We start from the raw sequence: 25,744 nt of genomic DNA, 5'->3' as shown, positions 1-25,744 counted from the left end.
AAATTTATTTCTTTTCAGTTAAAGGAATTTTAGTGGCAGAAACACTATTGTTTAATAATAATACAGCATTTTGTGGATTATGGAGTTTAGAACTAGAAACTACATTTGCGGGTAATAGTACTTCAAAATTACTTTTTCCACTAACCCCGTTAATCTCCTGTATAGCCCTTGCGAATAAAGGCTCATCTGCGTCACCTAAAACACCTAAATTGGTTACATCTTCTGAAAGTTCAATATCTGGATCTAAACCATCAATATAATCAGAGAAACCAGCACTATTTTCAACCCTGCTTATAATTGGTTGTAATCCCCATTGAACATTAGGGTTAATATTATCAACTCTTTCTGGATTGTATATATTACTATTTTCTGGGTCATCTACAAATAAGAGTGACCCTTGATTTTTACCAACAGTGGTGCCGCCAATATGAACAACGTCCATATAAGGTTCCAAACCTACCATGACCAATTCACTCGCTGAAGCGGATCCCTCTGTAGCAATGATATATACTCTATTTAAATTTAGCGTATTTAAAGGGGCATCAGAATTATCATCATTAGTTCCTGTAGTACTTACAAAAAAGTTATCAGTAAAACTGCTGTCAAACTGAGCTTGTAATTTAGCATTGTATATCGTTTTAAAAAGTAAGTCAGACGTGTTGGTACCTTTTATTAAACTTGCCAAAACCGTAGCGGTAAAACCACTACCGCCTAGATTATATCTTAAATCTAAAACTAAATCATTAACACCTTGAGATACGAAATCAGCAAAAACAGCATTTAATTCATCTTCAGTCCCAGATACAAATTGGTTGTACATTAAATACCCAATCTTTCTATCGCCTGAAGTAATAACATTGCTAACATGAATAGGGTCTTCTTCCAAACCTTCAGATTTAGTCAAAGTAACTTTTTTAGCGCTAGCACTTAATCCGCCATCAACAATTTCGGCCATATTTAAGGTGTAAGTGTCATTATCGCCAAAAAGTAAATCCAAGTTATTGTCTTCTGGATTTTCTCTGTTAGAATATAATGTCTGACCATCTACACCAACAAATAAATCTCCTCTTTTAATATCTTTCGTAGATGCATCAGAATTTTTAACAATATATTCTACAAATCCAAATACTTCATCAGAATCAGAGATACGACCTAGACCAAATTGTAATCCGTTACTTTTAGATACACCTGCAGAACTACTTACTAATTCATTATAATCATCACTATAGAAGGTAAATCGGTCTTCTGGGCTTAATAGTTTATTCTCTAAAAAAGCTTCGGGGTCTTCGTTTTCTGCAAGATATTCTTCATAAGCTACTTGGGTATCAAAACGATCATCTGCCAAATCTGGCACATCTCCTTGCCAGAAATACCATAAATTTAAGGTTTGCCAAAAAAAGTTTTGGACTTCGATATCTACTTCTGCGATTTCCTCTTCTACAGGAGTTTCAATTTCTTCTTCTTCAATAATAGTATCATCATCATTATTACAAGAGGTAATAATAAATCCTAAACAAAGGAGGGACAAGAAAAATTTTTTCATATTTTTTTTAAATTATAATTTATGTTTCTAAATACTCAAATCAAAGAGTATCAGTATTTATGTTGAAAATAGACGTTTATATAAGTACGTATATAATTAGTATAAGGATGTTAAATTTACTTACAAGTCAAAGAAATAAAAATTAATTGTAACAAAAATCGTTCAGTATCGTCTTCTTTTTGTAAACCGATAAGAAAGTTTACGAACAGCCAAACCAAAATGAAACAAGCGGAGTTTTTAAATACTGTATTACCATTTAAGGATAAGTTGTTCCGTATGGCCAAAAGATTGTTGGTCTCTACGGAAGAAGCGGAAGATGCAACACAAGAGATATTAATTAAGTTGTGGTCCAAGAAGAATAAGATGGAGAGCTATAAAAATGTAGAAGCGTTTGCAATGACCATGACCAAGAATTTTTGTTTGGATAGATTAAAATCTAAGCAAGCCGGTAATTTAAAATTGGTACATACAAATTATACGGATGCAAATACATCTCTTCAAGGTCAGTTAGAAGCGAAAGATAGCATCAATTGGGTAGAGCGAATTATGGAAGAATTACCTGAACAGCAAAAAATGGTACTACAATTGAGGGATGTGGAACAGTATGAATATGAAGAAATAGAAAAATTGTTGGATATGAAACCAACGGCCATACGGGTAGCTTTATCAAGAGCTAGAAAAACCGTTAGGGAAAAATTAATGGAAAAGCATAATTATGGAATTGCATAACATAGAAAAATTAATAGAAAAGTATTTTGAAGCAACTACAACAGTTGCTGAGGAAGAAACGCTTAGAGCGTATTTTTCAGGGGATGATATTGCTCCTCATTTAGAGCAACACGCACCTTTGTTCAAATACTTTACAAAAGCAAAAGAAGAACGCTTTACAAAGCAGGTGCCATTAAAACCTAGAAAAAATTATTTGAAATGGGCATCCGTTGCAGCAATAGCAGTCTTTATGGTAGGGCTTTATTTTTATCAACCTACGCCGGCTCCAGTTACTTTAGCAGATGAGTATACACCAGAGGAAATAGAATCTGCAAAAGAGGCATTAGCCTTATTAGCAATGAATTTCAATAAGGGTACGGAGCAACTAAACCATTTAGAGGAATTTGAAAAAACAACGAATAAATTTTTAACGAAAAAATAATTAAAATGAAAAAGATACTAGTATTAACACTTTTGGTGTTAGCCCCTGTAATAATTAATGCTCAAGATATATTTGAGAAATATGAGGATAATGATAAGGTAACCTTTGTTGCCATGCAACCAAAAATGTTTCAAATGTTAGGCAAAATGAGTGTAAGTTCAGATGATCCAGAAGCAAAAGAATTTTTTGAGCTTGTAAACTCAATTACCAGTTTTAAAGTAATTACTACAGAAGACGCAGCAATATCTAAAGATGTAGATGGTTGGGTGACGAATAGGCTTAAAAGCTCATCTTTTGAAGAATTGATGAGAGTTCGTGACGGTAGCTCTAATGTAAAGTTCTACGTAAAGGAAGGTAAGGATAGTGATCATGTAAAAGAACTATTAATGTTCGTAACAGGGTTAAAAGACATGGATATAGATGTCAATGGTAAAAAATTAGAAACAGTGTTACTGTCTTTGACCGGTGATATCAATCTAAGATCAGTATCTAAGTTGACCGACAAAATGGATTTACCAGGTGGAGATCAATTAGGTAAGGCGGCACAAAAAGGAAATTAAAAATAAAGAGTGTTGTGTATAAATCCGACACGCAGATTAAAATAAATATCTATTCATCAATCGCTAAAACCAAAATTAGGTAGCAGCACTAAAATCAACAATCATGAGAAAAGTAGCAGTAGTATTTTTAATGGCAATTTTACCCGCACTGGGTTTTTCACAATCTGTATTCGATAAATATGAAGATATGGATAATGTAGGATCTGTAATCGTCAACAAAGGTATGATAGACCTTGTTTCCAAATTTGGAGGAATGAGTGATGACGCCGAGGCTAAAGAATTTATGGAAATCGCCAGCGGATTAAGAAACGTAAAGGTTTTTATGACAGAAGATTCATCAGTTTCTGCAGATATGTCTTCAACGGTTAAAAAATACCTTAAATCTTCTAAATTGGAGGAATTAATGCGTGTTAAAGATGAAGATGTCAACGTAAAGTTTTATGTAAAAGACGGTAAAAAGAAAGATCATGTATCAGAATTATTAATGTTTGTTAGTGGTTTGGAAAATGTAGAAGTAGGGCATAATGGAAGAAAGCTGGAAACGGTTTTAGTGAGCCTTACCGGTGATATCGATTTAAATAAAATTGGAACATTGACCAGTAAAATGGATTTGCCTAAAGATTTGAACAAGGCATCAGGAAAATAATACAGATTTATAAAGGTCTTCTTTAGATAGGAGACCTTTTTCTAACTTTAAAAACAAAGTATGAAAAATGTATATTGGGCAATAATGGTGGTAATTGTTTTAGCGATTACATCATGCTCATCAGAACAGAGTTTACAGCAATATTATATTACAAATGCAGAGAACCCAAATTTTATGTCTTTTGATTTGCCCTCGAGTCTATTGGATTTGGAGACGGCAAATTTGACGGAGTCTGAGAGAGAAGCCGCTTCGTCATTAAAAAAGTTGAATGTTTTAGCATTTCAGAAAAAACCTGAAAACGAAGCAGATTATTTAGTTCAAAAAAAAGCGATCAAAGCCATATTAAAAAGTGATGATTTCAGTGAGTTAATGAAAATGAATACGCCATTTGGAAAAGCCACTATACAATTAAAAGGCGATGATGACTATATTGACGAACTTGTTATATACGGCGACAATGATGAAAAAGGATTGGTATTAGTTAGGGTTTTGGGCGATAATATGAACCCCGCAAGTTTAATGCAGCTAATTAAAGCGGTGGAAAAATCTGATTATGAAGGAAAAGGTTTGGAGCAAATTGAAGATTTATTTAAAGGTTAAATTTAAGGTATATTTAATTTAAATACAGCCCGTTACGTAATTGTAGCGGGTTTTTTATTTGTTCTAATTAAGGTTTAACTATATTTTTATGTGACCAATCAATAAAATTGGTGTCATAATAAATGAGAATAATATACAAACAACCTAAACAAACATTAAAAAAATGGAAAACAAAGAAGTAGAGGTATGGATTGACAAAGGAATCGATTTTATTGTAGAGTTTGGACCTAAAGTTATAGGTGCAATAGTAATTTACATTATCGGTTCGTGGATTATCAAGAAATTGATTGGAGTTGTAAATAAGGGCATGACTAAGCAAAATTACGATGAGTCACTTAGAAAATTTTTACTAAACCTAGCAAAATGGGCACTTACCATATTCTTGATTATCACTGTTATTTCAACCTTAGGGGTAGAAACTACAAGTTTTGCAGCAGTTATAGCAGCGGCAGGTTTGGCAATTGGTCTTGCATTGCAAGGGTCTTTATCTAATTTCGCAGGTGGTGTTTTACTAATCATATTCAAACCTTATAAAATTGGAGATTTAATTGAAGCACAAGGTGTGTTAGGTAGCGTAAAAGAGATTGAGATTTTTACTACTAAATTAATAACACCAGAAAATAAGCTGGCAATTGTTCCTAATGGTGCAATGGCAAACGGTAATATCGTAAACTATACTGCAGAAGGTAAAATTAGAGTTGATACTACAGTTGGTGTAGATTACGGTTCTGATTTGCAAAAAACAAAGGAAGTGCTGCAAGCAATGTTAGAAGCTAATCCAAAAGTACTTAAAGATCCAGCTCCATCAGTAAACGTATCTGAATTGGCAGATAGCTCTGTAAACTTAGCTGTACGTCCTTTCTGTAAGCCAGAAGATTACTGGGATGTATACTTTGCAACAATTGAAGGTACTAAGAAAGCATTGGATAGTGCAGGTATTGAAATTCCTTACCCACACGAAGTTCAAATCAATAAATAAATTAGTCTAGTTAGTTGATTAAAAGCCCGTTGAACTTGCTCAACGGGCTTTTTTAATTTAGCATTTTATTAGATATTTAATCTTTAGCAATCTGTAGATTGTTTTTTCCAAAGTCCAATGTTCTGATTGGGAATGGAATATTGATATCACGCTCATCAAAATGTTTCTTGATGGTTTTAATGGCTTTGTGCCTAGCGGCATGCTCTTGTTTCACATTAATGCAGTCCGCCCAAAAACGAACCATAAAGTTAATGGAGCTATCGCCAAACTCAGTAAAAAAGAATTCAACATCCTCGCCATCATTCTGCTTAAAATTATCCGTAATAATTTTTACGGTCAAATCTTCTACCATTTGTAAATCACTTTCGTAACCCACACCACAATTAACGAAAATTCTGTTTCTTTTATTCATGGAGTAATTGGTGAAAGATCCATCTATGAATTTAGAATTGGGTATAACTACAATATTGTTATCTGGCTGTTTTAATATGATGTTTCGTAAACTTATTTCCGTAACAAAGCCAGACACCCCATCAGCATTAATAAAATCATTGATTTTAAGCTGCGGCATAAAAGAAAGTATTAGTCCGCCAAAAGTATTGCTAAGTGTTCCCTGTAGAGCCAAACCAACAGCAAGACCTACTACACCTGCACCTGCTAATATACTGGTTAATACTTTATCTAAATCTAAGACACCTAGGGCAATGAAGAATCCTATTAAAATTATGGTAACGAATACAACCTTGGCGATTATTTCTTGAATAGAGACTTGAGATATCTTTCTTAGAATAGTTCTTTTAAGAACTTTGCGTATTCCTCTTGCCAAAAAATAAAATAGAACCATTACCAAAATCGCCATTGCGAAATTTGGTAGTTTTAAGACGATAGACTCTAACCAACCATCTAGTTTATCCCATAAATTACTTATTGATTCTTCAACTGAGAAATTTGTTTGCATACAACTTTTGTTTTGTGTTCACTGGTAATATATATGATGTGAGGCACAATCTAAAATGCATACCGCCCGAAACGGGCGATATGAAGTATATGAATTAAAGAAAAGTTTTAATGCATTAAAACTGGCTTAAATACCAGTGTAGTTGCTAGGCGATATTTGTTTCAACTCGCTCTTGATGTTGTCTGAAACTTCTAAAGTATCAATGAAGTTTGCAATAGAATTTTTATTGATTTTCTCATTTGTACGTGTAAGTCCTTTTAAAGCCTCATAAGGGTTAGGGTAGCTTTCACGTCTTAATATGGTTTGAATAGCCTCCGCTACAACAGCCCAATTATTCTCTAGATCTTGTTCAAATTTCTCTTTGTTTAAAAGTAATTTGTTCAATCCTTTTAAAGTTGATTGAAAAGCAATAATTGTATGTGCAAAAGGAACACCAACATTTCTAAGTACAGTACTATCTGTCAAATCTCTTTGTAATCTAGAAACCGGAAGTTTAGCCGATAGGTGCTCAAAAATAGCATTTGCAATACCCAGGTTACCTTCAGAATTTTCAAAATCTATAGGATTAACCTTATGTGGCATTGCAGATGATCCAACTTCACCTGCTTTAATTTTTTGCTTAAAGTAATCCATTGAAACGTATGTCCAGAAATCGCGATCAAGATCTAAAATAATCGTGTTAATACGCTTAAGACCATCAAACAAAGCAGCCAAATGATCATAGTGCTCAATTTGAGTAGTAGGGAAGGAATGCTGAAGTCCTAGTTTTTCCTGAACGAACTTTTGTCCAAAAGCTTTCCAATCAATAGATGGGTATGCCACTAAATGAGCGTTAAAATTGCCTGTAGCTCCACCAAATTTAGCAGCACTAGGAATATCATTCAATAAATTAAATTGTTCTTTTAAACGCGTAACAAAAACCATAACTTCTTTACCTAAGCGAGTAGGTGAAGCTGGTTGCCCGTGTGTTCTTGCCAACATTGGTATATCTGACCATTCTTTGGTCAATTCCTCCAATTTTTCTAGAACTTTTAAATACTGAGGAACATAAACATCGTTCATAGCTTCCTTAATTGAAAGGGGTATAGCTGTGTTGTTTATATCTTGAGAAGTTAATCCAAAATGAATAAACTCTTTAAATTCTGAAATGCCTAATGTGTCAAACGCCTTCTTTATGAAGTACTCAACAGCCTTAACATCATGATTGGTAGTTCTTTCAATTTCTTTGATCTCTAGAGCATCGTCAGTAGAGAAATCGGTATATATTTTTCTTAATGCCCCAAACTTCGATGAATCAAAAGAAGAAAGCTGTGGTAAGGGAATTTCGCAAAGTGCAATAAAGTACTCAACTTCAACTCTAACCCTGTATTTTATTAAAGCTTCTTCTGAGAAGTAGGCAGACAAAGATTTGGTTTTAGAGCTGTAACGGCCGTCAATAGGTGAAATGGCATTTAATGCATTAAGAGACATAATCAATGGTTAAATTATTAAGGGGCAAATATACCTATTCGTGTTAAAGTTTAAAACCTTAATGGCTTTAAGTTATGGGCAATTACAATGATTTAATGAACAATTATCGAAGGTTGTTAAATGAGCTACTTTTTTCTAGAACTTTTAAGGTCATTCTTGCTCTTGCCTTGTATGCAGCACTGCCGCTCTCGTAGTTTTGTTCTAGTATTTGTTGTAGTTCTGGATGGATCCATTTAATTCTTCTTCCTATTAGTAGAAGTGTGGTCATGGAATATGCTTTTGGGGCAACTTTATAATCACCGATCAACCAATCAAAAGCAGCTTCGGTAATATCATTTAAGTGATTTTTGGTTAATTTTTGTATTGATTTAATTGATTTTTCTGAAAATTCATTTATCACCAATAACTGACAGATTTTTGAAGCCGGACGAACAGATGATTCTAATGAAATATATTTAAGAGAATCAATGAATGCAGTAATATGTATTAGAATATAATGTAAATTTATTTTCACAAGGCTTTCTAAAACCCAAGCAGCTTTACATGATATGGGGTCAATATCATCCTTTATTATTTCAATGAGAATAGGAATTAGCTTAGGGTCACCTTCAATTTTAGAAGCCATTTTACTACGGTTTTCTCTAGAAGCACTTACATAATTCAGTGCTTCTTTAAGCTCTTCCTTTGTCATAAAATTGTATCTTTATTTTTCATTTCCCCCAAATATGAAATTACTAAAAAAAATTAGCCTAGGAGTAGTTGTTGTGTTTATTGCCATGCAATTTTTAAGTCCTACCAAAAATATTACAGCAGGTAACCATACAGAGGCTTTTATAACGCAAACGAACCCAACACCAGAGCTTAAGAACCTCTTTGAAACTTCTTGTTACGATTGTCATAGTAATAATACGGAATACCCGTGGTACAACAATATAGCACCTATTTCATATTTGCTAGCAGATCATGTTAAAGAAGGTAAAGAACACTTGAATTTTTCTGAGTGGGAAAATTATTCTATAGATAAGAAAGATCATTTGTTGGAAGAGATAGAGGAAGAAGTAGTCAATGGTAATATGCCGTTGTCTCAATATACCCTATTCCATAAAGATTCTGAACTTACCGCCAACGAAGAGGTCAAGTTAGTTGAATGGGTTAGACAAACCAGAATTATTTATCAATTAGGGAAGCAACCAAATTAGGAGTTCCTTCTACTGCAGTTTCGGCTATAATGGTCAAATTGTCTTTATGGGTTTTTGATATGGCAGGTTTAGGGTCAATAAAATAAATGGGCGTTGCTTTGTCAACAAAATCTATTAAACTTGCTGCGGGATATACTTGCATAGAAGTACCTATAATAATCAAATAATCTGCTTTTTCTGTTATAGAGATTGCGTCTTCCAAAAGTGGTACGGCTTCACCAAACCAGACAATGTGTGGTCTTAATTGATATCCGTTTTTACAGGTGTCGCCCAATAAAATATCTTTTTTTTGTTCAAAGATTTCACTGGTAGAATTCATACTTCTAGCTTTCAACAATTCTCCATGTAAATGAAGTACCTGAGAGCTACCAGCGCGTTCATGTAGATCATCTACATTTTGGGTGATAATATGTACATTAAATTTTTCTTCTAGTTTAACTAAAGCCTTGTGTGCGGCATTAGGTTCAACGGTAAGTAATTGTTTTCTTCTTTGATTGTAAAATTCTAAAACTAGTTCCGGATTTTTTTGAAACCCTTCAGGTGTGGCAACTTCCATAACATCATGGCCTTCCCATAAACCGTTGGCATCTCTAAATGTTTTTAATCCGCTTTCGGCAGAAATTCCTGCTCCTGTTAATATGACAATGTTTTTCATGGCAAAGTTCTAAATATGCATAAAAATATACTTTTCTTATCTTGGGCGTATGATTGATGTGAAGCTTTTAGGGTATTTAGAAGAATTTATTTCTGAAAACAGAAAACAACGGTTTATTGAAATATTGGCAGAACGAACAAATTACTTAACCGTTGCTGTTGAAGATGTGTTTCAAATGCACAATACCAGTGCGGTGGTAAGGAGCTGTGAATCTTTTGGTGTGCAAACCGCTCATTTAATAGAAGATAGAAACGGTCAACATTTAGATGAAGAAATTGCTATGGGAGCTCAGAAATGGGTAGATATAAAACGGTATCAAAATTCAAAACAAACAATTGATTCGTTACGGGAAACGGGATATAAAATTGTTGCTACTAGCCCGCATGCAGATAGTTCATTATTACAAGATTTTAAGTTAGATGGTAAAACAGCATTGTTTTTTGGAACCGAGAAAAGCGGCTTAAGCGATTATGTGCTAGAAAATGCAGATGCTTATTTAAAAATACCGATGGTTGGTTTTACCGAGAGTCTTAATATATCTGTTTCTGCGGCTATTATTCTACAACATTTAACCTCTCAATTGAAAGCATCAGATGTAGCATGGAGACTAACAGAAGAAGAAATGTTGGAGAGGCGGTTGGATTGGACAAAAAAGTCAATTAAAAGTATTGATGACATTTTAGAAAGATATAAGTCTGATAATTAATTTTTGTTTAACTTGTTCATCAACAACTAATTAACTAAAATATGTATACTGTAGTCATAATTCTAGGAGTAATTGTGGTATTGATTATTTTACTGGCATTAATAGCTCCCAAAAGTTATCATGTCTCTAGAAGTATAGAATTAGAACATCCACCGGAACAAGTATGGAGTCATTTAAAGTATTTAAAGAAACAGCAAGAATGGTCGCCATGGGCTAGAAAAGACCCAAAAATGGAGCTTAGTTTTACCGGAGTTGATGGAGAGGTAGGAGCTACCAGCCATTGGAACGGTAATAAGGATGTAGGTGAAGGGGAGCAAGAAATTACTAGAATAGTGGAAGGTGAGCGTATTGAACAAGATTTACAATTTTTAAAGCCCTATAAGTCTCAATCTGATTGTTATATGACGCTTGAAGAGTATGAAGTAAATAAAAGTAAAGTTACATGGGGTTTTTCAGGAAGGAATAAGTTTCCTATGAGTATTATGATGTTGTTCATGTCAATGGATAAAATGGTAGGCAAGGATTTTGAAGCAGGACTGGAGAATCTAAAAACTAATTTAAATAAATAGATATGATAGCATGGTTTGAAATTCCCGTAGCAGATATGGAACGAGCTCAAAAGTTCTATGAATCCATCTTAGATGTTTCCATTACGGTAAATAATTTTGGGGAATTTGTAATGGGATTGTTTCCGGATAAACAAACTATTGGTCAGGCAAACGGGGCTTTGGTACAGCATGAGCAGTATGTGCCTAGTTTAACTGATGGCGTGCTAGTATATTTGGCATGTGAAGATGCTGAAACTGTTTTGGGCAAGGTTGAAAAAGCAGGCGGACAAGTATTACAGCCCAAAACCGAAATAGGCGAAGGACACGGATTTATGGGTCTATTAAAAGACACGGAAGGAAATAAAATTGCCGTACATTCAAATTCCTAGTAAGTGACCCTTAGTTTTTTAGCTCCAGTAAGGCAACTTCAGAATCGTTATCTAAAACAACTTTAGAATTTTCTACTGTAACTTCGGTATTAGAGTAGCGGTCATATAGCTTTGTGCCATCGCCAAAAGTACCTTTTACTAAAATTGTCTTTTTCCCTTTTGGAAGGTCTAAACCAATAACCACCTTATCAACATATTCATCTTTAGCGAAATACCTGCTAAAAACGTATGGGGATTTTGAGATTCTTTTGTGAGTACCTGCGCCTATTGCTGGGTGGTCATTTCTAAAAGTTCCAAGTTTTTGCCAATAGGTAAGCGTTTCCTTTACTTTGGGTATACTGTCTAATTCTTCCCAATTCATGAAAGAGCGTAATGTTGCATCACCTTCTGTGCCTTCAATGATTAAACTACGGGCAGTTTCATCGCCATAATAGATTTGTGATGCACCAGGAGTAAGTAACAGTACATTAGCAGCCCTTTTTGGGTTGGCTCTTTCTTGGTCAAATGGCTGACCGTCGTCATGAGAGGTAAGGTAATTTAATACACTTTTGTCTTTAAACTTAGTATGTAGTAGTTTGCTATATTTTGTGAAAATAGTTTCATAATTTTTTTTAGCATCGGTCTTTAGTTCAAAGTTGATAAGACTTTTGAAGCCGTTATCAAAGTAGTTTACTTTTTTGTCGCCAAGGTCAAATTCCTGTCCGCCAGAAATCCCATAATTATAAACTTCGCCAACCATATAAAAAGGGTTGTTGTCCAAAACCTTGTCTTCATTCTTCTTTTTCCAAAGTTCAAATGCCAGAGAAGCTTCTTTATAAAGCTCTGCCCATGAGTTTTCATTAGCGTGCTTTACGGTGTCTACTCTAAAACCGTCTACACCGTATTTATTAACGTAATCGGTAAGCCATTTAATAATATAAAAACGAGGAGCTCTAGGGTAACCAGTCCGATCAAAAAATAATTCAAGTTCATCTAGCTCTTCGCTTAATCTACCTTCAGATTTCCATTTGGCAAGTAAGGCATCCGGTAAATTTACGGCAGCATCAGATTCGGTCCGTATATCTGGTAAGTTTGCTACCAATGTGCAGGCTGTAGTATTTTCATAAGTAGTGAATTCACAAGTAGGAGAGGTGCGTACCCATTCATCTGGCCAAACGGGATCTTCTTCAGTGACAGGACCAGTGTGATTCAAAACAACATCCAATAAAATTCTGATTCCGTTTTCGTGAGCTGTTTTTATTAGTGTGTCTAAATCTTTGTTAGTTCCAAAATTAGGATCTAGGGCCGTCCAATCTTTGGCCCAATAGCCATGATACGCATAAGTGTTTCCAGTGCCTTCATCAGTCGCGCCATGAATTTGTTCTACTACAGGAGTAAACCAAATAGCATTTACACCAAGGTCAGTGAAATAGCCGTCATTGATTTTGTCTGTAATACCTTGAATGTCTCCGCCTAAGAACCCTCTTAGTTCACCGGTTTCTTCGTCACGTTCAAAATTTAAATCGTTTGCTGTATTTGCGTTATTGAATCGGTCGGTAAGAAGAAAGTAAACGGTAGCGGCTTCCCATTGAAAATTGGGATTTTTTTTGGGGACTTCAACGGAATCTTTAGCTACGGCAATTGTTTCTGATTTTTCCTTGCTCTTGGGTTGGCAAGAAACCAATGCTATAAAAATTAGCCCTAGTAAGAATACGTTTTTCATTTCCCTATTATTTGCAATAAAGCTATAACAAGGAATTCACTTTAAAAAATATTATTTCTTTCTATTGAGAACTTTGTATTCCTCATAGCAACTACTTATAGCGTCAAGTATCTGAAGATCATTGGCTGTAGTGATAAAAGATTTAGAATAGTTACAGTTATTTAATATATCTTGAATATCTACTTTTTCCAATTGAAGGAACTCTGTAAGTGTTTCTCTGTCAAATTTTGAGGCGAGAAGGTTTCTTATATCTTCATCTTCCCTCATTTGTCTCAGTTTACGCATTTGAGCAGGTTTTTTTCCAAAGAGATTTCGGAGTAAATCCGCCGGGTTTAATATGGCGCCCAAAACCTTGGTAACTGCACTTGGGTTTTTATTTCCACCTTCATAGCTCACTCCTAAGCCAGAAATACTATACTGATAAGCATTATTTATAGGCAGGTTCTTAACATCAATTTCAAGATACCCGGTAAGCTGATATGGTCTAACAATAACCTCTTCAAGAGCATAAGCAAGCTCTGTCAATGCTATTTCAGTATTTTCAAATTTGAACATATCATTCGTTACCCTGATTTTTTGAGACTTAAAGCCCAAAAAGGAAAAATATAACGTATCGTTTACTGCTGCTGTAATTGAAAATTCACCTTTCTCGTTGGTAATTGTTCCAAAAACTTGGTTAAGATTTACAACGTGAACACTCTCTAGCGGTTCGTTAGATTGTGCGTTTATAACAATGGCATTAAGGCGTTGACCTTCTTCGGTTTCTTGTGAGAACCCTACAAAAGATAGCAATATAAATGTGAGCGATAATAAGTATTTCATTGTACTAACTGCGTAATTAGGTTGCAAACAAAACAAAAAAAATACGCCGAAGCGTATTTTTAATATACAATTAACTAAAAGAAATCTCCCTTTCTTTTGTTGCTACGTCTTTTTCCGGAGTTAGGACTGCTAGATTCGCTGCGGTCACGTCTTCTTCCTTTAGACTCGCCGCCACCATCTCTTCTGCCTCTTCCGCCACGGTCGTCATCTCTTCTGCCGCCACTTCTTTTTCCTCTAAAGCCGCCGCCACCGCCGCTTCTACGTCGGTTACCGCCACCACCAGGGTTTTTGGAAACTTCAACGTTTACGAATCTACCATCAACTTTAAAGTCCGTGAACTTATCTAGAATTTTTTGAGTTACTTCAGCCTCTGTATTAAAGAAAGAAAAACTCTCTTTTACGTCAACTTTGAAAACATCTTCTTGACCCAAGCCTACAGTATCTCTAATGAAATCTTTTAAGGACATCCAATCATAACCATCTCTTTCACCAACATTAACAAAGTAACGTACTGCGCCACTAGTAGGTATTTCTGCTCTACCATTGTCACGGTCTCTACCGTTATCAGAAGAATTTAAGTCTTTAGATTTGTTATAATAGTTGAAGAATCTTGTAAACTCAACAGAAACTATTTTTTTAATCAGTTCTTCACGATCAATACCTTCTAGCACATCATTAATTGCCGGTAGATAGGCATCAACATCTTCGTTGATTTTAGTATCCTTGATCTTATTTGCTAAATGATATAATTGAATCTCACAGATTTCCATTCCCGTAGGAATTTTTTTAACTAGAAATTTCTGATTGATTTTATTCTCAATTGCTCTGATCTTACGTTGTTCGCTACGTGTAACGATAACCATAGAGATACCGGATTTACCAGCTCTACCGGTTCTACCACTACGGTGAGTGTATGTTTCAATCTCATCTGGTAATTGATAGTTTATAACGTGTGTAATATCATCAACATCAATACCACGTGCGGCAACATCAGTTGCAACAAGCATTTGAATCTGCTTTTTACGGAAAGAGTTCATTACCAAATCTCTTTGGTTTTGACTTAAGTCTCCGTGTAATGCACCGGCATTATAACCGTCTTCTATTAATTTTTCGGCAACTTTTTGAGTATCACGTTTTGTTCTACAGAAAATTACAGAAAATATATCTGGGTTAGTATCTGCCAATCTCTTTAATGCAGGGTAGCGATCTCTACCACCAACAACATAATATTCATGTTGTACAGTAGATGCACCAGAATTTTTAGCTCCCACAGTAATTTCTTGTGGCGAGTGCATAAATTTCTTTGCAATGGTTGCTACCTCTCTAGGCATTGTTGCAGAGAACAACCATGTAGATTTATCATTAGGTGTGCCAGAAAGAATTTCTTTAATATCTTCCATAAAGCCCATGTTCAGCATTTCATCTGCCTCATCAAGAACACAATAGTCGATTTTAGAGATATCAACAAGACGTCTGCTGATCATATCTTTCATTCTACCTGGGGTAGCTACAATAATTTGAGCTCCTCTCTTAATTTGTCTTGCTTGTTCTGTAATACTAGCACCACCATAAATGGCAACTACATTGACATTACGTTCGTATTTAGAATACGCTTGCATTTCTTTGGTGATCTGTAAGCAAAGCTCACGAGTAGGGGATAGTATTAAACCTTGTGTTGTTCTACTATTACTATCTATTTTTTGAATTAATGGAAAACCAAATGCTGCGGTTTTTCCCGTTCCTGTTTGCGCTAGGGCAACTAGATCGGTTTCACTTTCCAATAAAATTGGGATTGCTTTTTCTTGTACTTCTGATGGGGTTTCAAAACCCATATCAGTAATAGCATCTAATAAAGACTTTTCTAGTCCCAGTGCTTCAAACTTTGTCATAAATATGTTATACTAAATCGCAAATATGAATGTTGCATAGAGCGATTATCGTATATAACCTATTTAGACTCAGCGCAACACATGCTATACCAGCGGCGTTAATTAAGCGGCAAAGGTACTGCTAATTATTGAATAGGTATAATTTAATTGAAAAGTAATCTTACGGTGCCAGTGTATAACCATATATAGAAAGAAAAGTTCCTGTAATACCAAAGATAATCATAAGCACAATTAAGCCTTTTTGTAATGCAGGACTATCATATATAATAATGCATACGGCACCTAGAACGATGCAGATTTGATAAAACAGTAAGGCGTAGTCAAATTTTTTGGTGGCGTAATCATAGGTTTGTGTCAATTTTTCCCATTGTTTTACTCCGGTAATTTTACCCATTTTACCTTCTATATCTTGTACCCAGTTTTCTTCACCTACCACAGAAGAACCTAAAAGTATTTCTGTTTTTTCAGATTTATACTTAGTAATCTTTTTTTCAACGTCTGCCATTTTAAGTTCAATCGTCTCAATTTTATCACCTGTAACAATACCGCTCTCAATTAAAGCGCCTAAATAATCGAGTTCACTTTCCTTTAGGCTCTCTTTGATACTTTTTGACTGATACCAACTAGAATAGCTTACAACATTGTTGTGCGCAATCATCATTTCTTCTTCTAGCTCTCCATTTACCATTTGTGATATGGCCATAAGAGCGGCAAATAGTGCTATAAGTACACCGCCAATTGCTTCTGCACGTTCAGACGCAACCGATACTTCTACCGTTTCGTTATTTTTTTTACCCTGTAACATGAATACTATTTAAAAATGCAATCAGTTTTTTAAATGCTATTGCCCTGTGGCTAATTTCGTTTTTAATGGATAAAGGTAGTTCTGCAAAAGTCTCTTCATATCCATTAGGTTTGAAAATAGGGTCGTAGCCAAAACCATTTTCTCCTCTTTTATTTTCGGTAATGACTCCTTCTATTTTCCCTTCAAATATATGCGTTTTACCATTTAGGTTTAAAGCAATTACAGTTTTGAAGTGAGCTGATCGGTTTTGTTTTTCTTTAAGATTGTCCAGTAATTTGTCCATGTTGGCATTAGAATCGTTCTTTAAACCTGCATAACGAGCAGAATATACTCCAGGCTCTCCGTTGAGAGCATCTACCAAAAGTCCGGTGTCATCGGCAAAACATGATAATTGGAATTGGTCTGTAACAAAATCTGCCTTGATTTTGGCATTACCTTCTAATGTATTTGCAGTTTCGGGTATATCAGTAGTACAGCCAATAGTATTTAGGTTAATAAGTTCAATTTGGTCAGTTACCATTTGCTGAACTTCTTTTAATTTATTGGGGTTATGGGTGGCAAAAACAAGCTTCATGGGAACAATTTGGAATCTGGTTTGTCAATTTACACCTTCAAAAGTACTAATTTTATAAAATGGAATTAAAAGTACCACCAGCTTTAGTGTTTTTATGTTTTGGATTGATGATGTATCTGTTATCAGAATTTTTACCTATCGGTTATTTTGATTTCTTTGGCAAGCTCTTATTGACAAAGATTTTGATTGGTTTAGGATTGGTAATTGCACTTTTTGCTTTATTTCAATTTAGAAAAGCTAGAACAACCGTAGACCCGACTATGCCAGATAAAGCTTCTAACTTAGTTGTTGGCGGAATTTTTAAATTCTCTAGAAACCCTATGTATTTAGCGCTACTTCTTTTGCTATTAGCTTTAGGAGTATTTTTGGGTAATGCTTTTAACACGTTGATAGCTGCGGGTTTTGTTGGGTATATGAATCGTTTTCAGATTATACCCGAAGAGAAAATTCTATTGAATAAATTTGGGCGTTCCTTCAAAGATTATTGTATATTAACAAGGCGCTGGTTTTAAGCAACTTATTTTTCTTAATATTAATTGTAAACCTAATAATGTAGAATATTACTTATTTAGCTTATAATTTAATATATTAGCGTTTTAACTAATAATCATGATAGCTATAATCACCGGAGATATTATTAATTCTGAAAATCATCCTAGTTCTCAATGGATTGATTTATTGAAGAATTATTTTAGGAAATTTGGAGAATCGCCCATGAACTGGGAGATTTACAGAGGGGATGAATTTCAGTTAAAGGTTACGGAGAAAAATGCATTGTTTACGGCAATTCGCATTAAAGCCATGCTTAAAACTATAAAAGGTTTAGATGTAAGAATGGGTATTGGTATTGGTCTTGAGACATACATAGGTACTGGTGTTACAGAATCTAATGGACCGGCTTATCAACGATCAGGGCGTAATTTTGAAACGCTAAAAGAGAGTAAGGTAAACCTTAGTATTGCAACCGGAGAACAGGCACGTGACCGTACATTGAATTTAATGTTGAGATTAGCTTTGGATTTTATGGATGATTGGAGCGTTGTTTCTGCAGAAATTGTAACATTGTCGCTAGACTATCCTCATTATTCGCAAAAAGAAATTGCACAACAGTTGGGTATTAAACAGTCTGCCGTTAGTCAGCGATTAAAAAGAGCAAGATTAGATTTGGTTTTAGATGTATTATCATATTATAAAGAATTAATTACCGCAAAATAAATATGTTGATTTTCATAAAACTAGTGTTAGCTCATTTAATTGGAGACTTCGTTTTACAACCCACAAGATGGGTACTTCACAAGCAAGCGAACAAGATAAAATCTAAATTTCTATACTTACATGTGTTGTTGCATTTTACACTATACATGCTCCTTTTATGGGATTTGTCGTTATGGGAAATAGCATTAACGGTAACCATTGCTCATTTTGCTATTGACGTATTAAAACTGTATTCGAATGCTTTGTTCAAAAGAAAAAGTATTCCATTTTTTATAGATCAAGTATTACATGTTTTGGTTATTTATTGTTGTGCTTTTTATACTGACTTATATGCTCATACTTTATCGCTATTCGAAAATTTAGATTGGTACTTGGTAACTGCAATTGTCTTTGTAACCTATCCCGCGGCAATTATCATGGGTATGATTTTAGAAGGAATGTCTAATCAGATCGAAACAGATCACAAATCGCTTCCCAATGCCGGTAAGTATATTGGTATAATAGAAAGGTTATTTGTTTTAATTTTTATAGTGCTTGGTAGGTGGGAAGTTATTGGTTTATTGATAGCTGCAAAATCGGTTTTTAGATTCAATGACTTAAAAGAACGCAATAATAGAAAGTTAACAGAGTACATTTTAATAGGAACTTTAGTGAGTTTTGGTTTAGCTATTTTAGCAGGTCTTCTGTATATATCTTAAATAAGAAATAATGTCCACAAGATATTTTTTACTCTGTTTTTTACTGATAATCTTCTCTCAAGCAATTAATTCTCAATCAAACAAATTTAAATCATTTGACGGTGTACAAATTGTCTATACCGATGAAGGTAACGGAGAGGTGGTATTATTGTTACACGGATTTATAAACTCTAGAAAATCTTGGGAAAAAACAGCTCTAAGGAAAGATTTATTGGAAGCCGGTTACCGAGTAATCATTCCTGATTTACGTGGTAATGGCGATTCTGATAAGCCGCAAAGCGAAGAAGCATATCAAAACAATGCCGAAGTTAAAGATTTGGTGCTGTTAATGAATCATCTAAATATTGATAGGTATAAGGCTGTTGGTTATTCTAGAGGAAGTATTGTTTTGGCAAAATTACTAACGGAAGATAATAGAATAGAAAAGGCGGTTTTAGGTGGAATGGGAATAGATTTTACCAACCCAAATTGGGATAGAAGAATGATGTTCTCTAGAGCTTTTAATGGTAATGTCAATGACATTACCAAAGGAGCGGTAGATTATGCAAAATCTATTAATGCAGATTTACGTTCCTTACATTTGCAACAAAAGTACCAACCGGTAACATCAATTGGTGAATTAAATAAAATAGAGATTGATGTCTTGGTAATATGTGGTGATGAAGATATTGAAAATGGAGATGCAAAAGACCTGAGCCATAATTTTGAAAACGGAGAATTGATTAAAGTAGTTGGTGATCATAACGGTACTTTTAAAACTCAGGCCTTTTCAAATTCAGTAGTTCAATTTTTAGAATAAAAGAAGCCATTTTGTTAATTTGCATCATAACCTAACCTTTTTGTTTTATTTACAAGATATCGTATATCAGGATAAATTAAATTTTTACTTTTGTTTCTTATTTTTAGAACCAAAAATTCCTATCTAACCAAAAGAAAATGATGGTAGAAGTAAGTAGAAAATATGTTTTTGATTTCGACAGTACATTGACTAGGGTAGAAGCCTTAGATGTACTTGCTGAAATGACTTTAGAAGGAAGGTCAAACAAAGACGAGGTAATTCAGGAAATACAGAAAATTACCAATTTAGGTATAGACGGTGATATTTCGTTTACCGAGTCTTTGGAACGTCGAATTAAATTATTACATGCTAAAAAAGAAGATTTAGAGGGTTTAGTAGAAAATCTTAGAAATAAAATTTCTAAGTCCATCGCCGCTAATAAAGAGTTTTTTGAAAAGTATGCGGATGATATTTATGTAATATCTTGCGGTTTCAAAGAGTTTATTGATCCTATTGTAAAAGAATACAATATACCATCTGATCGAGTGTATGCAAATACTTTTAAATTCGACGAGGAAGGAAATATCATCGGTTTCGATGAAAAAAATGTGTTATCTCAGCATAACGGCAAGATTGATTGCTTAAAGCAAATGAATTTGGATGGAGAAGTTCAAGTGATTGGAGATGGTTACAGTGATTATGTAATGCGCGAGGCAGGTATTGCAGATAAGTTTTTTGCATATACCGAAAACGTGCATAGAGAAAAAGCCGCTAACAATGCGGATTATGTTACACCAAGTTTAGATGAATTTTTATTTGTGAACAAATTGCCAAGAAATATCTCGTACCCAAAGAATAGAATTAAGGTTCTATTATTAGAAAATGTGCACACCGCTGCATTCGATAATTTATCAGAAGACGGTTTTTCCGTTGAATTGATCAAACATAGTTTACCAGAGGAGGAGCTGATCGAAAAAATTAAGGGCGTTCACGTTCTTGGTATTCGTTCTAAGACTCAGGTAACAAAAGCTGTTTTAGATGCTGCTGACAAATTATTAGTTGTTGGTGCTTTTTGTATAGGTACAACGCAAATAGACTTAGAAACGGCAAAGAAAAAAGGTGTTGTCGCCTTTAACGCTCCTTATAGTAATACGCGATCAGTTGTTGAATTGGCTATAGGTGAAATTATTATGTTAATGCGTAGTGTATTTGACCGTAGTAGGGAGATACATGAAGGACAATGGCAAAAAACAGCAGCCGGTTCTCGTGAAGTGCGTGGTAAAAACCTAGGTATTGTTGGATATGGAAATATCGGTAAGCAATTATCCGTTTTAGCTGAAGCAATGGGTATGCGGGTTTATTACTATGATGTAGATGATAAGTTAGCGTTAGGTAATGCTGTCAAATGCAATACTTTAGAAGACCTGTTAGGTGTGTCTGATGTAGTTACCTTGCATATTGATGATAATAAGGCAAATAAAAACTTTATTGGAGAGCGCGAATTAAAGCAAATGAAAAAAGGTGCTATGCTGATTAATCTTTCTAGAGGTTTCGTTGTAGATATTGATGCCTTGGCAGAAGGATTGAAGAATGGCCACGTTGGTGGTGCAGCAATTGATGTGTATCCAGATGAGCCAAGAAGTAATGGTGACTTTCAAACAAAATTACAAGGTTTTCCTAATGTAATTCTTACGCCGCATGTTGGTGGTAGTACAGAAGAAGCACAGCGTGATATTGCTGATTTCGTACCTAATAAAATTATGGATTATATCAACTCAGGTAACACTGTAGATGCGGTTAATTTCCCGAATATTCGGTTGCCAAAACAAAATAAATCGCACCGTTTTTTACATATTCATAAAAACGTACCGGGCATTATGGCGAAAATCAACAAGGTGTTGGCTCAGTATGAATTAAATATTACAAGCCAATATTTATCTACGGACAATGAAGTTGGTTATGTAATTACCGATTTGGATAAGGAATACAACAAAGAGGTAATTAAAGAACTTAAGAAAGTAGAGAACACCATTAAATTTAGAGTTCTATACTAGATGTTTTAATTGTGATTACCACAAGGTTTTAATTTTATAAATACTTATAGTAAAAGTGCAAGTTGAAAAACTTGCACTTTTTTTTGTTCAGGTTTTACCTTTTTATTACAACATTTTTAAGATAAAACGGTTATGGTAGGGATGCATTTACAATTTGTAGGAAATATCTTTAATTATGTTTAAAAAGGTTTTAGTGAAATTAAAATCTGGTAAGTTTAATAACTACTATCTGTTGGTGTTTACCGTAATTGTGTTAACCATATTAATACAATCTATTATTCAGTATTCATTGTCCAAACAAAGACAAGATTCATTAAGAATTAATGAAGCTGGTAGGCAAAGAATGCTTTCTCAGTCTATTATGAAACATGTTTACGAATGTAAATACGGTACGTGCGATTTTGGAAAGTTGCGTATGGCTATGAATAAGTTGGCAAATGCGAATATCTCTTTACAACAAGGGAATGATGCTACAGGTATTCCAAAACTGGATAATGAAGAAGTGCAGAATAACTTTAATAAACTGCAACCCCATTTAAAGTATATGATGGAAACTCTTGATGATTTCACACAGTTAAAATCAGTTGATATAGAAAAACTGTCGTCAGAAACGGATCAGTTTTTGGTAATTATGGATACTATAGTAGGGCAATTTCAATCAGCGGCCCAAGAAGATGTAAAAACCTTAATGATTATTGAATTGGAATTAGCAGTTTTTTCATTATTGATTTTAATCTTTGAAATTTTCTTCTTCATTAATCCATCAATAAAAAAGATGGCAATTCAAAATCAAAAATTAAAAGAAATCAATTGGCATCAGACCCATGCTTTTGACTCGCACATGAAGAATATAAGGAATTATAACCATGTGTTGAAGATTGAAAAAAACATAGCACATAAAGAAGAACTCATATCATTTCTAATGGAAGAGCTTACAGACCTTGAGGTCGTTTCCAATAACATGGTAAAATCTTTAGAAAAACAAGCTTAGCCCTTTTGTTTACTGATGATGGTAAGGTTCATTCTTTAGAATGGTAAATGCCCTGTACACCTGTTCGGTTATAAATAAACGTACCATTTGATGGGAAAAGGTCATTTTAGATAAACTTATTTTCCCAGAAGCTTTCGCATATATTTCGTTACTGAAACCGTAAGGACCGCCAATTAAGAATACCACTTGCTTTATGCCAGAATTCATCTTCTTTTGTAAAAAGGTAGAAAATTCAACAGAGGTATATTGTTTTCCTTTTTCATCAAAAAGTATTAAAACATCTGTAGTAGATAATCTTTTAAGAATAAGCTCACCTTCTTTGTCTTTCTGTTGGTCTTCAGATAGATTCTTTGTCTTCTTTAAATCTGGAATTAATTCTATTTCAAAATTTACATAATGCTGTAATCGCTTTTGATATACTGCAATTAATTCTTGTAGTTGTTTGCTATCGGTTTTGCCAATAGCCAAAAGTTTTATAGTCATATGTCAAAAGTAAATCAATTTCGCAAATGGATTTGTAAATTAGCGATACAATAGATTTATTACATATGATTTCAGAAGAACAATTTAAAGAAGAAATAAAATTAATCATAGCAAATGCCATTAGAGAAGATGTAGGTGATGGTGATCATAGTTCGTTGGCATGTATTCCAGGTACAGCAACAGGAAAAGCTAAGTTGTTGGTAAAAGATGAAGGGATAATTGCTGGTGTAGATTTTGCCGAACTTGTTTTCTATTTTGTTGACCCTAATTTAAAGATAGAGAAATTGATAGAAGATGGTACGCCGGTAAGTCACGGTGATATCGTGTTTTATATAGAAGGTAGTTCACAAAGCATATTAAAAGCTGAACGTTTGGTCTTGAACGCTATGCAAAGAATGAGTGCAATAGCTACTAAGACCAATATGTTCGTTAATCTTTTAAAAGGTACGGGTACCAAAATTTTGGATACTAGAAAAACTACACCGGGTATACGTGCGCTAGAGAAGTGGGCGGTAAAAATTGGAGGTGGCGAAAATCATAGATTTGCGTTGTATGATATGATCATGTTGAAAGATAATCATATTGATTTTGCAGGCGGAATTACCAAAGCAATCAATAAGACAAAGAACTATTTAAAAGAAACGGGTCGTGATTTAAAGATAATCGTTGAAGCTAGGAACTTAGAGGAGATCAAAGAAATTTTAGAGTCAGAGGGCGTATACCGCATATTAATAGATAACTTTAATTACGAGGATACCCGCACAGCTGTTAAATTAATAGGTGATATTTGTTTGACCGAATCCTCTGGTGGTATCAATGAAAAAACAATTCGTGAATATGCAGAATGTGGTGTAGATTATATTTCTTCAGGTGCATTAACACATTCGGTTTATAATTTAGATTTGAGTTTAAAAGCGGTTTAATGTCTTTAGAGGTCGAAGAAAAGCTAGAAAAAATTCCCGTTGTAAATTGGTTGGTCAGGTTTTTGAAACAAATCAGGCTACCCGGTTTTGAGGGGCTTTCTATTTATGACCTTATTGAGATGTATGTGCTTGGTATATTAAGAGGTACATTGTCTACACGTGCTAGTGCAATTGCTTTTAGTTTATTTATGGCATTATTTCCATTAATAATTTTTATGGTTACATTGGTGCCATTTTTAGTGTCATATATTAGTATTGAGCATGGTGATTTTGACGTACAATTCCAGTTGTTTTTAGAGTCCTTTTTACCAAGTGCTACAGGTGATTATTTTGGTGAAGTATTTACACAGATAAAAGATCAGAAGCGAGGTGGTTTGTTGTCATCGGCATTTTTATTGTCAATATTCTTAATAGCCAACGGGGTCAACTCTATATTCGGTGGCTTTGAAACATCGTATCATATAAAACTAACAAGACATTTTTTTAGACAGTATTTATATGCATTGATGGTAGGTTTAATTCTGGGAATTCTAGTTATAGTGGGTTTTGTAGCATACATATACTTTGAATTTTACGTATTAGGGTATTTATCTGAGTTTGCTGCTAAGCAAGGTGGGTATATATTAGGAGAAGACGAAGTGGTAGGTGTACAAATAGCAAAAGTGTTATTTTTTATAATTCTATCGTATTTCACAACTGCCATACTCTATTATTTTGGTACTAGAGAAGGTAAGCAAGCGAAGTTTTTTTCTTTTGGGGCATTAATGACAACGGTTTTATTTTTATTGACCTCGTATCTTTTTGGTATTTACGTTGAAAAGTTTGCTAGGTACAATGAATTATATGGAGCTTTAGGGGGATTATTGATTTTAATGGTCTACATCTGGTTAAATTCTAATATATTGCTACTTGGGTTTGAGCTTAACGCATCTCTCAACACATTACGTAAAATCACTAAAAAAGAATGATAAATAAAACTGTACAATTAAGTATCCTCTTAACATTATTTATTTCAATGAGCATTTCTGCACAATCGGTTTTTGGTACGTGGAAAACTATTGATGACCGCACCGGTCTGCCTAAAGGCGTTATTGAAATCTATAAAAAAGATGGATTAATGTATGGCAAGGTTGTTAAGATTTTAGAAGAAGGACAAGAAAATAGAATTTGTGATAAATGTGACGGAGACTTAAAAGATAAACCTGTAACCGGTATGGAAATTATTACCGGTGGTGAGTTACACGATGATGGGGAATGGAAAGGAAAGCGTTTATTTGACCCAGAACAAGCAATGACTTTTCGTTTTAAGATATGGTTGAATCCAGATAATCCAGATGAGTTGAAAGTCCGTGGTTATTTAGCATTTATCTATAGAACCCAAACATGGCTACGGGTGGAAGGATAATT

The 25,744-nt window shown here is 34.3% G+C and carries 30 protein-coding genes; 19 read left to right on the top strand and 11 right to left on the bottom strand.

What is annotated here, in order from left to right; genetic code table 11:
* Positions 1-4: 4 nt before the first annotated feature.
* Positions 5-1,543, bottom strand: coding sequence for a S41 family peptidase (locus P177_RS11955; RefSeq protein ID WP_036155041.1), 1,539 nt, complete (start codon positions 1,541-1,543; stop codon positions 5-7).
* Positions 1,544-1,762: 219 nt separating this feature from the next.
* Between P177_RS11955 and P177_RS11950 the strand changes: the two genes are divergently transcribed.
* From P177_RS11950 to P177_RS11925, 6 genes are all read left to right on the top strand, one after another.
* Positions 1,763-2,272 carry an RNA polymerase sigma factor gene (locus P177_RS11950; protein WP_036155039.1) on the top strand — a complete coding sequence of 170 codons (510 nt, stop codon included), beginning with the start codon at positions 1,763-1,765 and terminating at the stop codon, positions 2,270-2,272.
* Positions 2,259-2,693, top strand: coding sequence for a hypothetical protein (locus P177_RS11945; protein ID WP_036155037.1), 435 nt, complete (start codon positions 2,259-2,261; stop codon positions 2,691-2,693). Before P177_RS11950 ends, P177_RS11945 begins: the two co-directional genes overlap by 14 nt.
* Before the next feature lie 5 nt (positions 2,694-2,698).
* On the top strand, positions 2,699-3,253 hold the full coding sequence (locus tag P177_RS11940; protein WP_036155035.1) for a DUF4252 domain-containing protein: 555 nt from the start codon (positions 2,699-2,701) through the stop codon (positions 3,251-3,253).
* A gap of 103 nt (positions 3,254-3,356) precedes the next feature.
* On the top strand, positions 3,357-3,899 hold the full coding sequence (locus P177_RS11935) for a DUF4252 domain-containing protein (protein WP_036155033.1): 543 nt from the start codon (positions 3,357-3,359) through the stop codon (positions 3,897-3,899).
* Positions 3,900-3,959: 60 nt separating this feature from the next.
* Complete coding sequence (locus P177_RS11930) at positions 3,960-4,499, top strand: DUF4252 domain-containing protein (protein WP_036155031.1); 540 nt, start codon at positions 3,960-3,962, stop codon at positions 4,497-4,499.
* Between the two features lie 163 nt (positions 4,500-4,662).
* Entirely contained in the window at positions 4,663-5,478 is an 816-nt protein-coding gene (locus P177_RS11925; RefSeq protein ID WP_036155029.1) for a mechanosensitive ion channel family protein, read from the top strand.
* 76 nt (positions 5,479-5,554) lie between these two features.
* On the opposite strand, the gene P177_RS11920 is transcribed toward P177_RS11925, so the two are convergent.
* The 3 genes from P177_RS11920 to P177_RS11910 all read right to left on the bottom strand — a co-directional run bounded on the left by P177_RS11920 (position 5,555) and on the right by P177_RS11910 (position 8,597).
* Complete coding sequence (locus tag P177_RS11920; protein ID WP_036155028.1) at positions 5,555-6,436, bottom strand: mechanosensitive ion channel family protein; 882 nt, start codon at positions 6,434-6,436, stop codon at positions 5,555-5,557.
* 126 nt (positions 6,437-6,562) lie between these two features.
* Complete coding sequence (purB, locus tag P177_RS11915) at positions 6,563-7,906, bottom strand: adenylosuccinate lyase (protein WP_036155025.1); 1,344 nt, start codon at positions 7,904-7,906, stop codon at positions 6,563-6,565.
* 103 nt (positions 7,907-8,009) lie between these two features.
* A complete protein-coding gene (locus P177_RS11910; protein WP_036155023.1) occupies positions 8,010-8,597 on the bottom strand; it encodes a hypothetical protein in 588 nt (195 codons plus the stop codon).
* Positions 8,598-8,631: 34 nt separating this feature from the next.
* Between P177_RS11910 and P177_RS11905 the strand changes: the two genes are divergently transcribed.
* Complete coding sequence (locus P177_RS11905) at positions 8,632-9,105, top strand: heme-binding domain-containing protein (RefSeq protein WP_036155021.1); 474 nt, start codon at positions 8,632-8,634, stop codon at positions 9,103-9,105.
* Here P177_RS11905 and P177_RS11900 read toward each other — a convergent pair.
* The gene (locus P177_RS11900) at positions 9,074-9,760 is read right to left on the bottom strand and encodes an SIR2 family NAD-dependent protein deacylase (RefSeq protein WP_036155019.1); all 687 of its coding nucleotides are present in this window, start codon (positions 9,758-9,760) and stop codon (positions 9,074-9,076) included. The genes P177_RS11905 and P177_RS11900 overlap by 32 nt on opposite strands.
* Before the next feature lie 49 nt (positions 9,761-9,809).
* Between P177_RS11900 and P177_RS11895 the strand changes: the two genes are divergently transcribed.
* The 3 genes from P177_RS11895 to P177_RS11885 are packed head-to-tail and all read left to right on the top strand — an operon-like array spanning position 9,810 to position 11,403.
* Complete coding sequence (locus P177_RS11895) at positions 9,810-10,466, top strand: TrmH family RNA methyltransferase (RefSeq protein WP_036155017.1); 657 nt, start codon at positions 9,810-9,812, stop codon at positions 10,464-10,466.
* A 41-nt stretch (positions 10,467-10,507) separates the two neighbouring features.
* Positions 10,508-11,035, top strand: coding sequence for an SRPBCC family protein (locus tag P177_RS11890; protein ID WP_036155016.1), 528 nt, complete (start codon positions 10,508-10,510; stop codon positions 11,033-11,035).
* A 2-nt stretch (positions 11,036-11,037) separates the two neighbouring features.
* Entirely contained in the window at positions 11,038-11,403 is a 366-nt protein-coding gene (locus P177_RS11885) for a VOC family protein (RefSeq protein WP_036155014.1), read from the top strand.
* A 10-nt stretch (positions 11,404-11,413) separates the two neighbouring features.
* On the opposite strand, the gene P177_RS11880 is transcribed toward P177_RS11885, so the two are convergent.
* The 5 genes from P177_RS11880 to P177_RS11860 form a co-directional block, all read right to left on the bottom strand.
* Positions 11,414-13,105, bottom strand: coding sequence for an alpha-amylase family glycosyl hydrolase (locus P177_RS11880; protein ID WP_036155012.1), 1,692 nt, complete (start codon positions 13,103-13,105; stop codon positions 11,414-11,416).
* Between the two features lie 51 nt (positions 13,106-13,156).
* Positions 13,157-13,927: a carboxypeptidase-like regulatory domain-containing protein gene (locus tag P177_RS11875; protein ID WP_036155010.1), complete on the bottom strand. Its 771-nt coding sequence runs from the start codon at positions 13,925-13,927 to the stop codon at positions 13,157-13,159.
* Positions 13,928-14,001: 74 nt separating this feature from the next.
* A complete protein-coding gene (locus P177_RS11870) occupies positions 14,002-15,816 on the bottom strand; it encodes a DEAD/DEAH box helicase (RefSeq protein WP_036155008.1) in 1,815 nt (604 codons plus the stop codon).
* 160 nt (positions 15,817-15,976) lie between these two features.
* Positions 15,977-16,621, bottom strand: coding sequence for a DUF4337 domain-containing protein (locus P177_RS11865; RefSeq protein ID WP_036155006.1), 645 nt, complete (start codon positions 16,619-16,621; stop codon positions 15,977-15,979).
* Positions 16,608-17,195, bottom strand: coding sequence for a non-canonical purine NTP diphosphatase (locus P177_RS11860; RefSeq protein WP_036155004.1), 588 nt, complete (start codon positions 17,193-17,195; stop codon positions 16,608-16,610). The genes P177_RS11865 and P177_RS11860 overlap by 14 nt, the downstream gene beginning before the upstream one ends.
* Before the next feature lie 59 nt (positions 17,196-17,254).
* On the opposite strand from P177_RS11860, the gene P177_RS11855 reads away from it, so the two are divergent.
* The 6 genes from P177_RS11855 (at position 17,255) to P177_RS11830 (ending at position 22,931) form a co-directional block, all read left to right on the top strand.
* Positions 17,255-17,707, top strand: a complete 453-nt coding sequence (locus P177_RS11855) for a methyltransferase family protein (protein ID WP_036155002.1) — start codon at positions 17,255-17,257, stop codon at positions 17,705-17,707.
* A 97-nt stretch (positions 17,708-17,804) separates the two neighbouring features.
* The gene (locus tag P177_RS11850) at positions 17,805-18,410 is read left to right on the top strand and encodes a SatD family protein (RefSeq protein ID WP_036154999.1); all 606 of its coding nucleotides are present in this window, start codon (positions 17,805-17,807) and stop codon (positions 18,408-18,410) included.
* 2 nt (positions 18,411-18,412) lie between these two features.
* On the top strand, positions 18,413-19,108 hold the full coding sequence (locus tag P177_RS11845; protein WP_036154998.1) for a DUF3307 domain-containing protein: 696 nt from the start codon (positions 18,413-18,415) through the stop codon (positions 19,106-19,108).
* Positions 19,109-19,118: 10 nt separating this feature from the next.
* Positions 19,119-19,907, top strand: a complete 789-nt coding sequence (locus tag P177_RS11840) for an alpha/beta fold hydrolase (RefSeq protein WP_036154995.1) — start codon at positions 19,119-19,121, stop codon at positions 19,905-19,907.
* A 140-nt stretch (positions 19,908-20,047) separates the two neighbouring features.
* Positions 20,048-21,940, top strand: coding sequence for a phosphoglycerate dehydrogenase (serA, locus tag P177_RS11835; protein ID WP_036158305.1), 1,893 nt, complete (start codon positions 20,048-20,050; stop codon positions 21,938-21,940).
* Positions 21,941-22,133: 193 nt separating this feature from the next.
* On the top strand, positions 22,134-22,931 hold the full coding sequence (locus tag P177_RS11830) for a type IV pili methyl-accepting chemotaxis transducer N-terminal domain-containing protein (protein WP_167333112.1): 798 nt from the start codon (positions 22,134-22,136) through the stop codon (positions 22,929-22,931).
* Positions 22,932-22,940: 9 nt separating this feature from the next.
* Here the strand turns inward: P177_RS11830 and rlmH are convergent, their stop codons facing one another.
* Entirely contained in the window at positions 22,941-23,414 is a 474-nt protein-coding gene (gene rlmH, locus P177_RS11825) for a 23S rRNA (pseudouridine(1915)-N(3))-methyltransferase RlmH (RefSeq protein ID WP_036154991.1), read from the bottom strand.
* Between the two features lie 65 nt (positions 23,415-23,479).
* Between rlmH and nadC the strand changes: the two genes are divergently transcribed.
* From nadC to P177_RS11810, 3 genes are read left to right on the top strand one after another with little or no spacing between them, the layout of a single operon-like run.
* Positions 23,480-24,337: a carboxylating nicotinate-nucleotide diphosphorylase gene (gene nadC, locus P177_RS11820; protein ID WP_036154989.1), complete on the top strand. Its 858-nt coding sequence runs from the start codon at positions 23,480-23,482 to the stop codon at positions 24,335-24,337.
* Positions 24,337-25,305, top strand: a complete 969-nt coding sequence (locus tag P177_RS11815; RefSeq protein WP_036154986.1) for a YihY/virulence factor BrkB family protein — start codon at positions 24,337-24,339, stop codon at positions 25,303-25,305. Before nadC ends, P177_RS11815 begins: the two co-directional genes overlap by 1 nt.
* A complete protein-coding gene (locus P177_RS11810) occupies positions 25,302-25,742 on the top strand; it encodes a DUF2147 domain-containing protein (RefSeq protein ID WP_036154984.1) in 441 nt (146 codons plus the stop codon). Before P177_RS11815 ends, P177_RS11810 begins: the two co-directional genes overlap by 4 nt.
* The last annotated feature ends 2 nt before the right edge of the window (positions 25,743-25,744 follow it).

The organism is Maribacter forsetii DSM 18668 (assembly GCF_000744105.1).
Taxonomy (GTDB): Bacteria; Bacteroidota; Bacteroidia; order Flavobacteriales; family Flavobacteriaceae; genus Maribacter; species Maribacter forsetii.
This window is presented reverse-complemented; position numbering and strand designations above follow the sequence as displayed.

What these genes read in the sequence shown, in the direction of transcription:
- P177_RS11955 (WP_036155041.1), bottom strand. Translation starts at nt 1,543, where the DNA reads ATGAAAAAATTTTTCTTGTCCCTCCTTTGTTTAGGATTTATTATTACC.
- P177_RS11950 (WP_036155039.1), top strand. Translation starts at nt 1,763, where the DNA reads ATGAAACAAGCGGAGTTTTTAAATACTGTATTACCATTTAAGGATAAG.
- P177_RS11945 (WP_036155037.1), top strand. Translation starts at nt 2,259, where the DNA reads ATGGAATTGCATAACATAGAAAAATTAATAGAAAAGTATTTTGAAGCA.
- P177_RS11940 (WP_036155035.1), top strand. Translation starts at nt 2,699, where the DNA reads ATGAAAAAGATACTAGTATTAACACTTTTGGTGTTAGCCCCTGTAATA.
- P177_RS11935 (WP_036155033.1), top strand. Translation starts at nt 3,357, where the DNA reads ATGAGAAAAGTAGCAGTAGTATTTTTAATGGCAATTTTACCCGCACTG.
- P177_RS11930 (WP_036155031.1), top strand. Translation starts at nt 3,960, where the DNA reads ATGAAAAATGTATATTGGGCAATAATGGTGGTAATTGTTTTAGCGATT.
- P177_RS11925 (WP_036155029.1), top strand. Translation starts at nt 4,663, where the DNA reads ATGGAAAACAAAGAAGTAGAGGTATGGATTGACAAAGGAATCGATTTT.
- P177_RS11920 (WP_036155028.1), bottom strand. Translation starts at nt 6,436, where the DNA reads ATGCAAACAAATTTCTCAGTTGAAGAATCAATAAGTAATTTATGGGAT.
- purB (WP_036155025.1), bottom strand. Translation starts at nt 7,906, where the DNA reads ATGTCTCTTAATGCATTAAATGCCATTTCACCTATTGACGGCCGTTAC.
- P177_RS11910 (WP_036155023.1), bottom strand. Translation starts at nt 8,597, where the DNA reads ATGACAAAGGAAGAGCTTAAAGAAGCACTGAATTATGTAAGTGCTTCT.
- P177_RS11905 (WP_036155021.1), top strand. Translation starts at nt 8,632, where the DNA reads ATGAAATTACTAAAAAAAATTAGCCTAGGAGTAGTTGTTGTGTTTATT.
- P177_RS11900 (WP_036155019.1), bottom strand. Translation starts at nt 9,760, where the DNA reads ATGAAAAACATTGTCATATTAACAGGAGCAGGAATTTCTGCCGAAAGC.
- P177_RS11895 (WP_036155017.1), top strand. Translation starts at nt 9,810, where the DNA reads ATGATTGATGTGAAGCTTTTAGGGTATTTAGAAGAATTTATTTCTGAA.
- P177_RS11890 (WP_036155016.1), top strand. Translation starts at nt 10,508, where the DNA reads ATGTATACTGTAGTCATAATTCTAGGAGTAATTGTGGTATTGATTATT.
- P177_RS11885 (WP_036155014.1), top strand. Translation starts at nt 11,038, where the DNA reads ATGATAGCATGGTTTGAAATTCCCGTAGCAGATATGGAACGAGCTCAA.
- P177_RS11880 (WP_036155012.1), bottom strand. Translation starts at nt 13,105, where the DNA reads ATGAAAAACGTATTCTTACTAGGGCTAATTTTTATAGCATTGGTTTCT.
- P177_RS11875 (WP_036155010.1), bottom strand. Translation starts at nt 13,927, where the DNA reads ATGAAATACTTATTATCGCTCACATTTATATTGCTATCTTTTGTAGGG.
- P177_RS11870 (WP_036155008.1), bottom strand. Translation starts at nt 15,816, where the DNA reads ATGACAAAGTTTGAAGCACTGGGACTAGAAAAGTCTTTATTAGATGCT.
- P177_RS11865 (WP_036155006.1), bottom strand. Translation starts at nt 16,621, where the DNA reads ATGTTACAGGGTAAAAAAAATAACGAAACGGTAGAAGTATCGGTTGCG.
- P177_RS11860 (WP_036155004.1), bottom strand. Translation starts at nt 17,195, where the DNA reads ATGAAGCTTGTTTTTGCCACCCATAACCCCAATAAATTAAAAGAAGTT.
- P177_RS11855 (WP_036155002.1), top strand. Translation starts at nt 17,255, where the DNA reads ATGGAATTAAAAGTACCACCAGCTTTAGTGTTTTTATGTTTTGGATTG.
- P177_RS11850 (WP_036154999.1), top strand. Translation starts at nt 17,805, where the DNA reads ATGATAGCTATAATCACCGGAGATATTATTAATTCTGAAAATCATCCT.
- P177_RS11845 (WP_036154998.1), top strand. Translation starts at nt 18,413, where the DNA reads ATGTTGATTTTCATAAAACTAGTGTTAGCTCATTTAATTGGAGACTTC.
- P177_RS11840 (WP_036154995.1), top strand. Translation starts at nt 19,119, where the DNA reads ATGTCCACAAGATATTTTTTACTCTGTTTTTTACTGATAATCTTCTCT.
- serA (WP_036158305.1), top strand. Translation starts at nt 20,048, where the DNA reads ATGGTAGAAGTAAGTAGAAAATATGTTTTTGATTTCGACAGTACATTG.
- rlmH (WP_036154991.1), bottom strand. Translation starts at nt 23,414, where the DNA reads ATGACTATAAAACTTTTGGCTATTGGCAAAACCGATAGCAAACAACTA.
- nadC (WP_036154989.1), top strand. Translation starts at nt 23,480, where the DNA reads ATGATTTCAGAAGAACAATTTAAAGAAGAAATAAAATTAATCATAGCA.
- P177_RS11815 (WP_036154986.1), top strand. Translation starts at nt 24,337, where the DNA reads ATGTCTTTAGAGGTCGAAGAAAAGCTAGAAAAAATTCCCGTTGTAAAT.
- P177_RS11810 (WP_036154984.1), top strand. Translation starts at nt 25,302, where the DNA reads ATGATAAATAAAACTGTACAATTAAGTATCCTCTTAACATTATTTATT.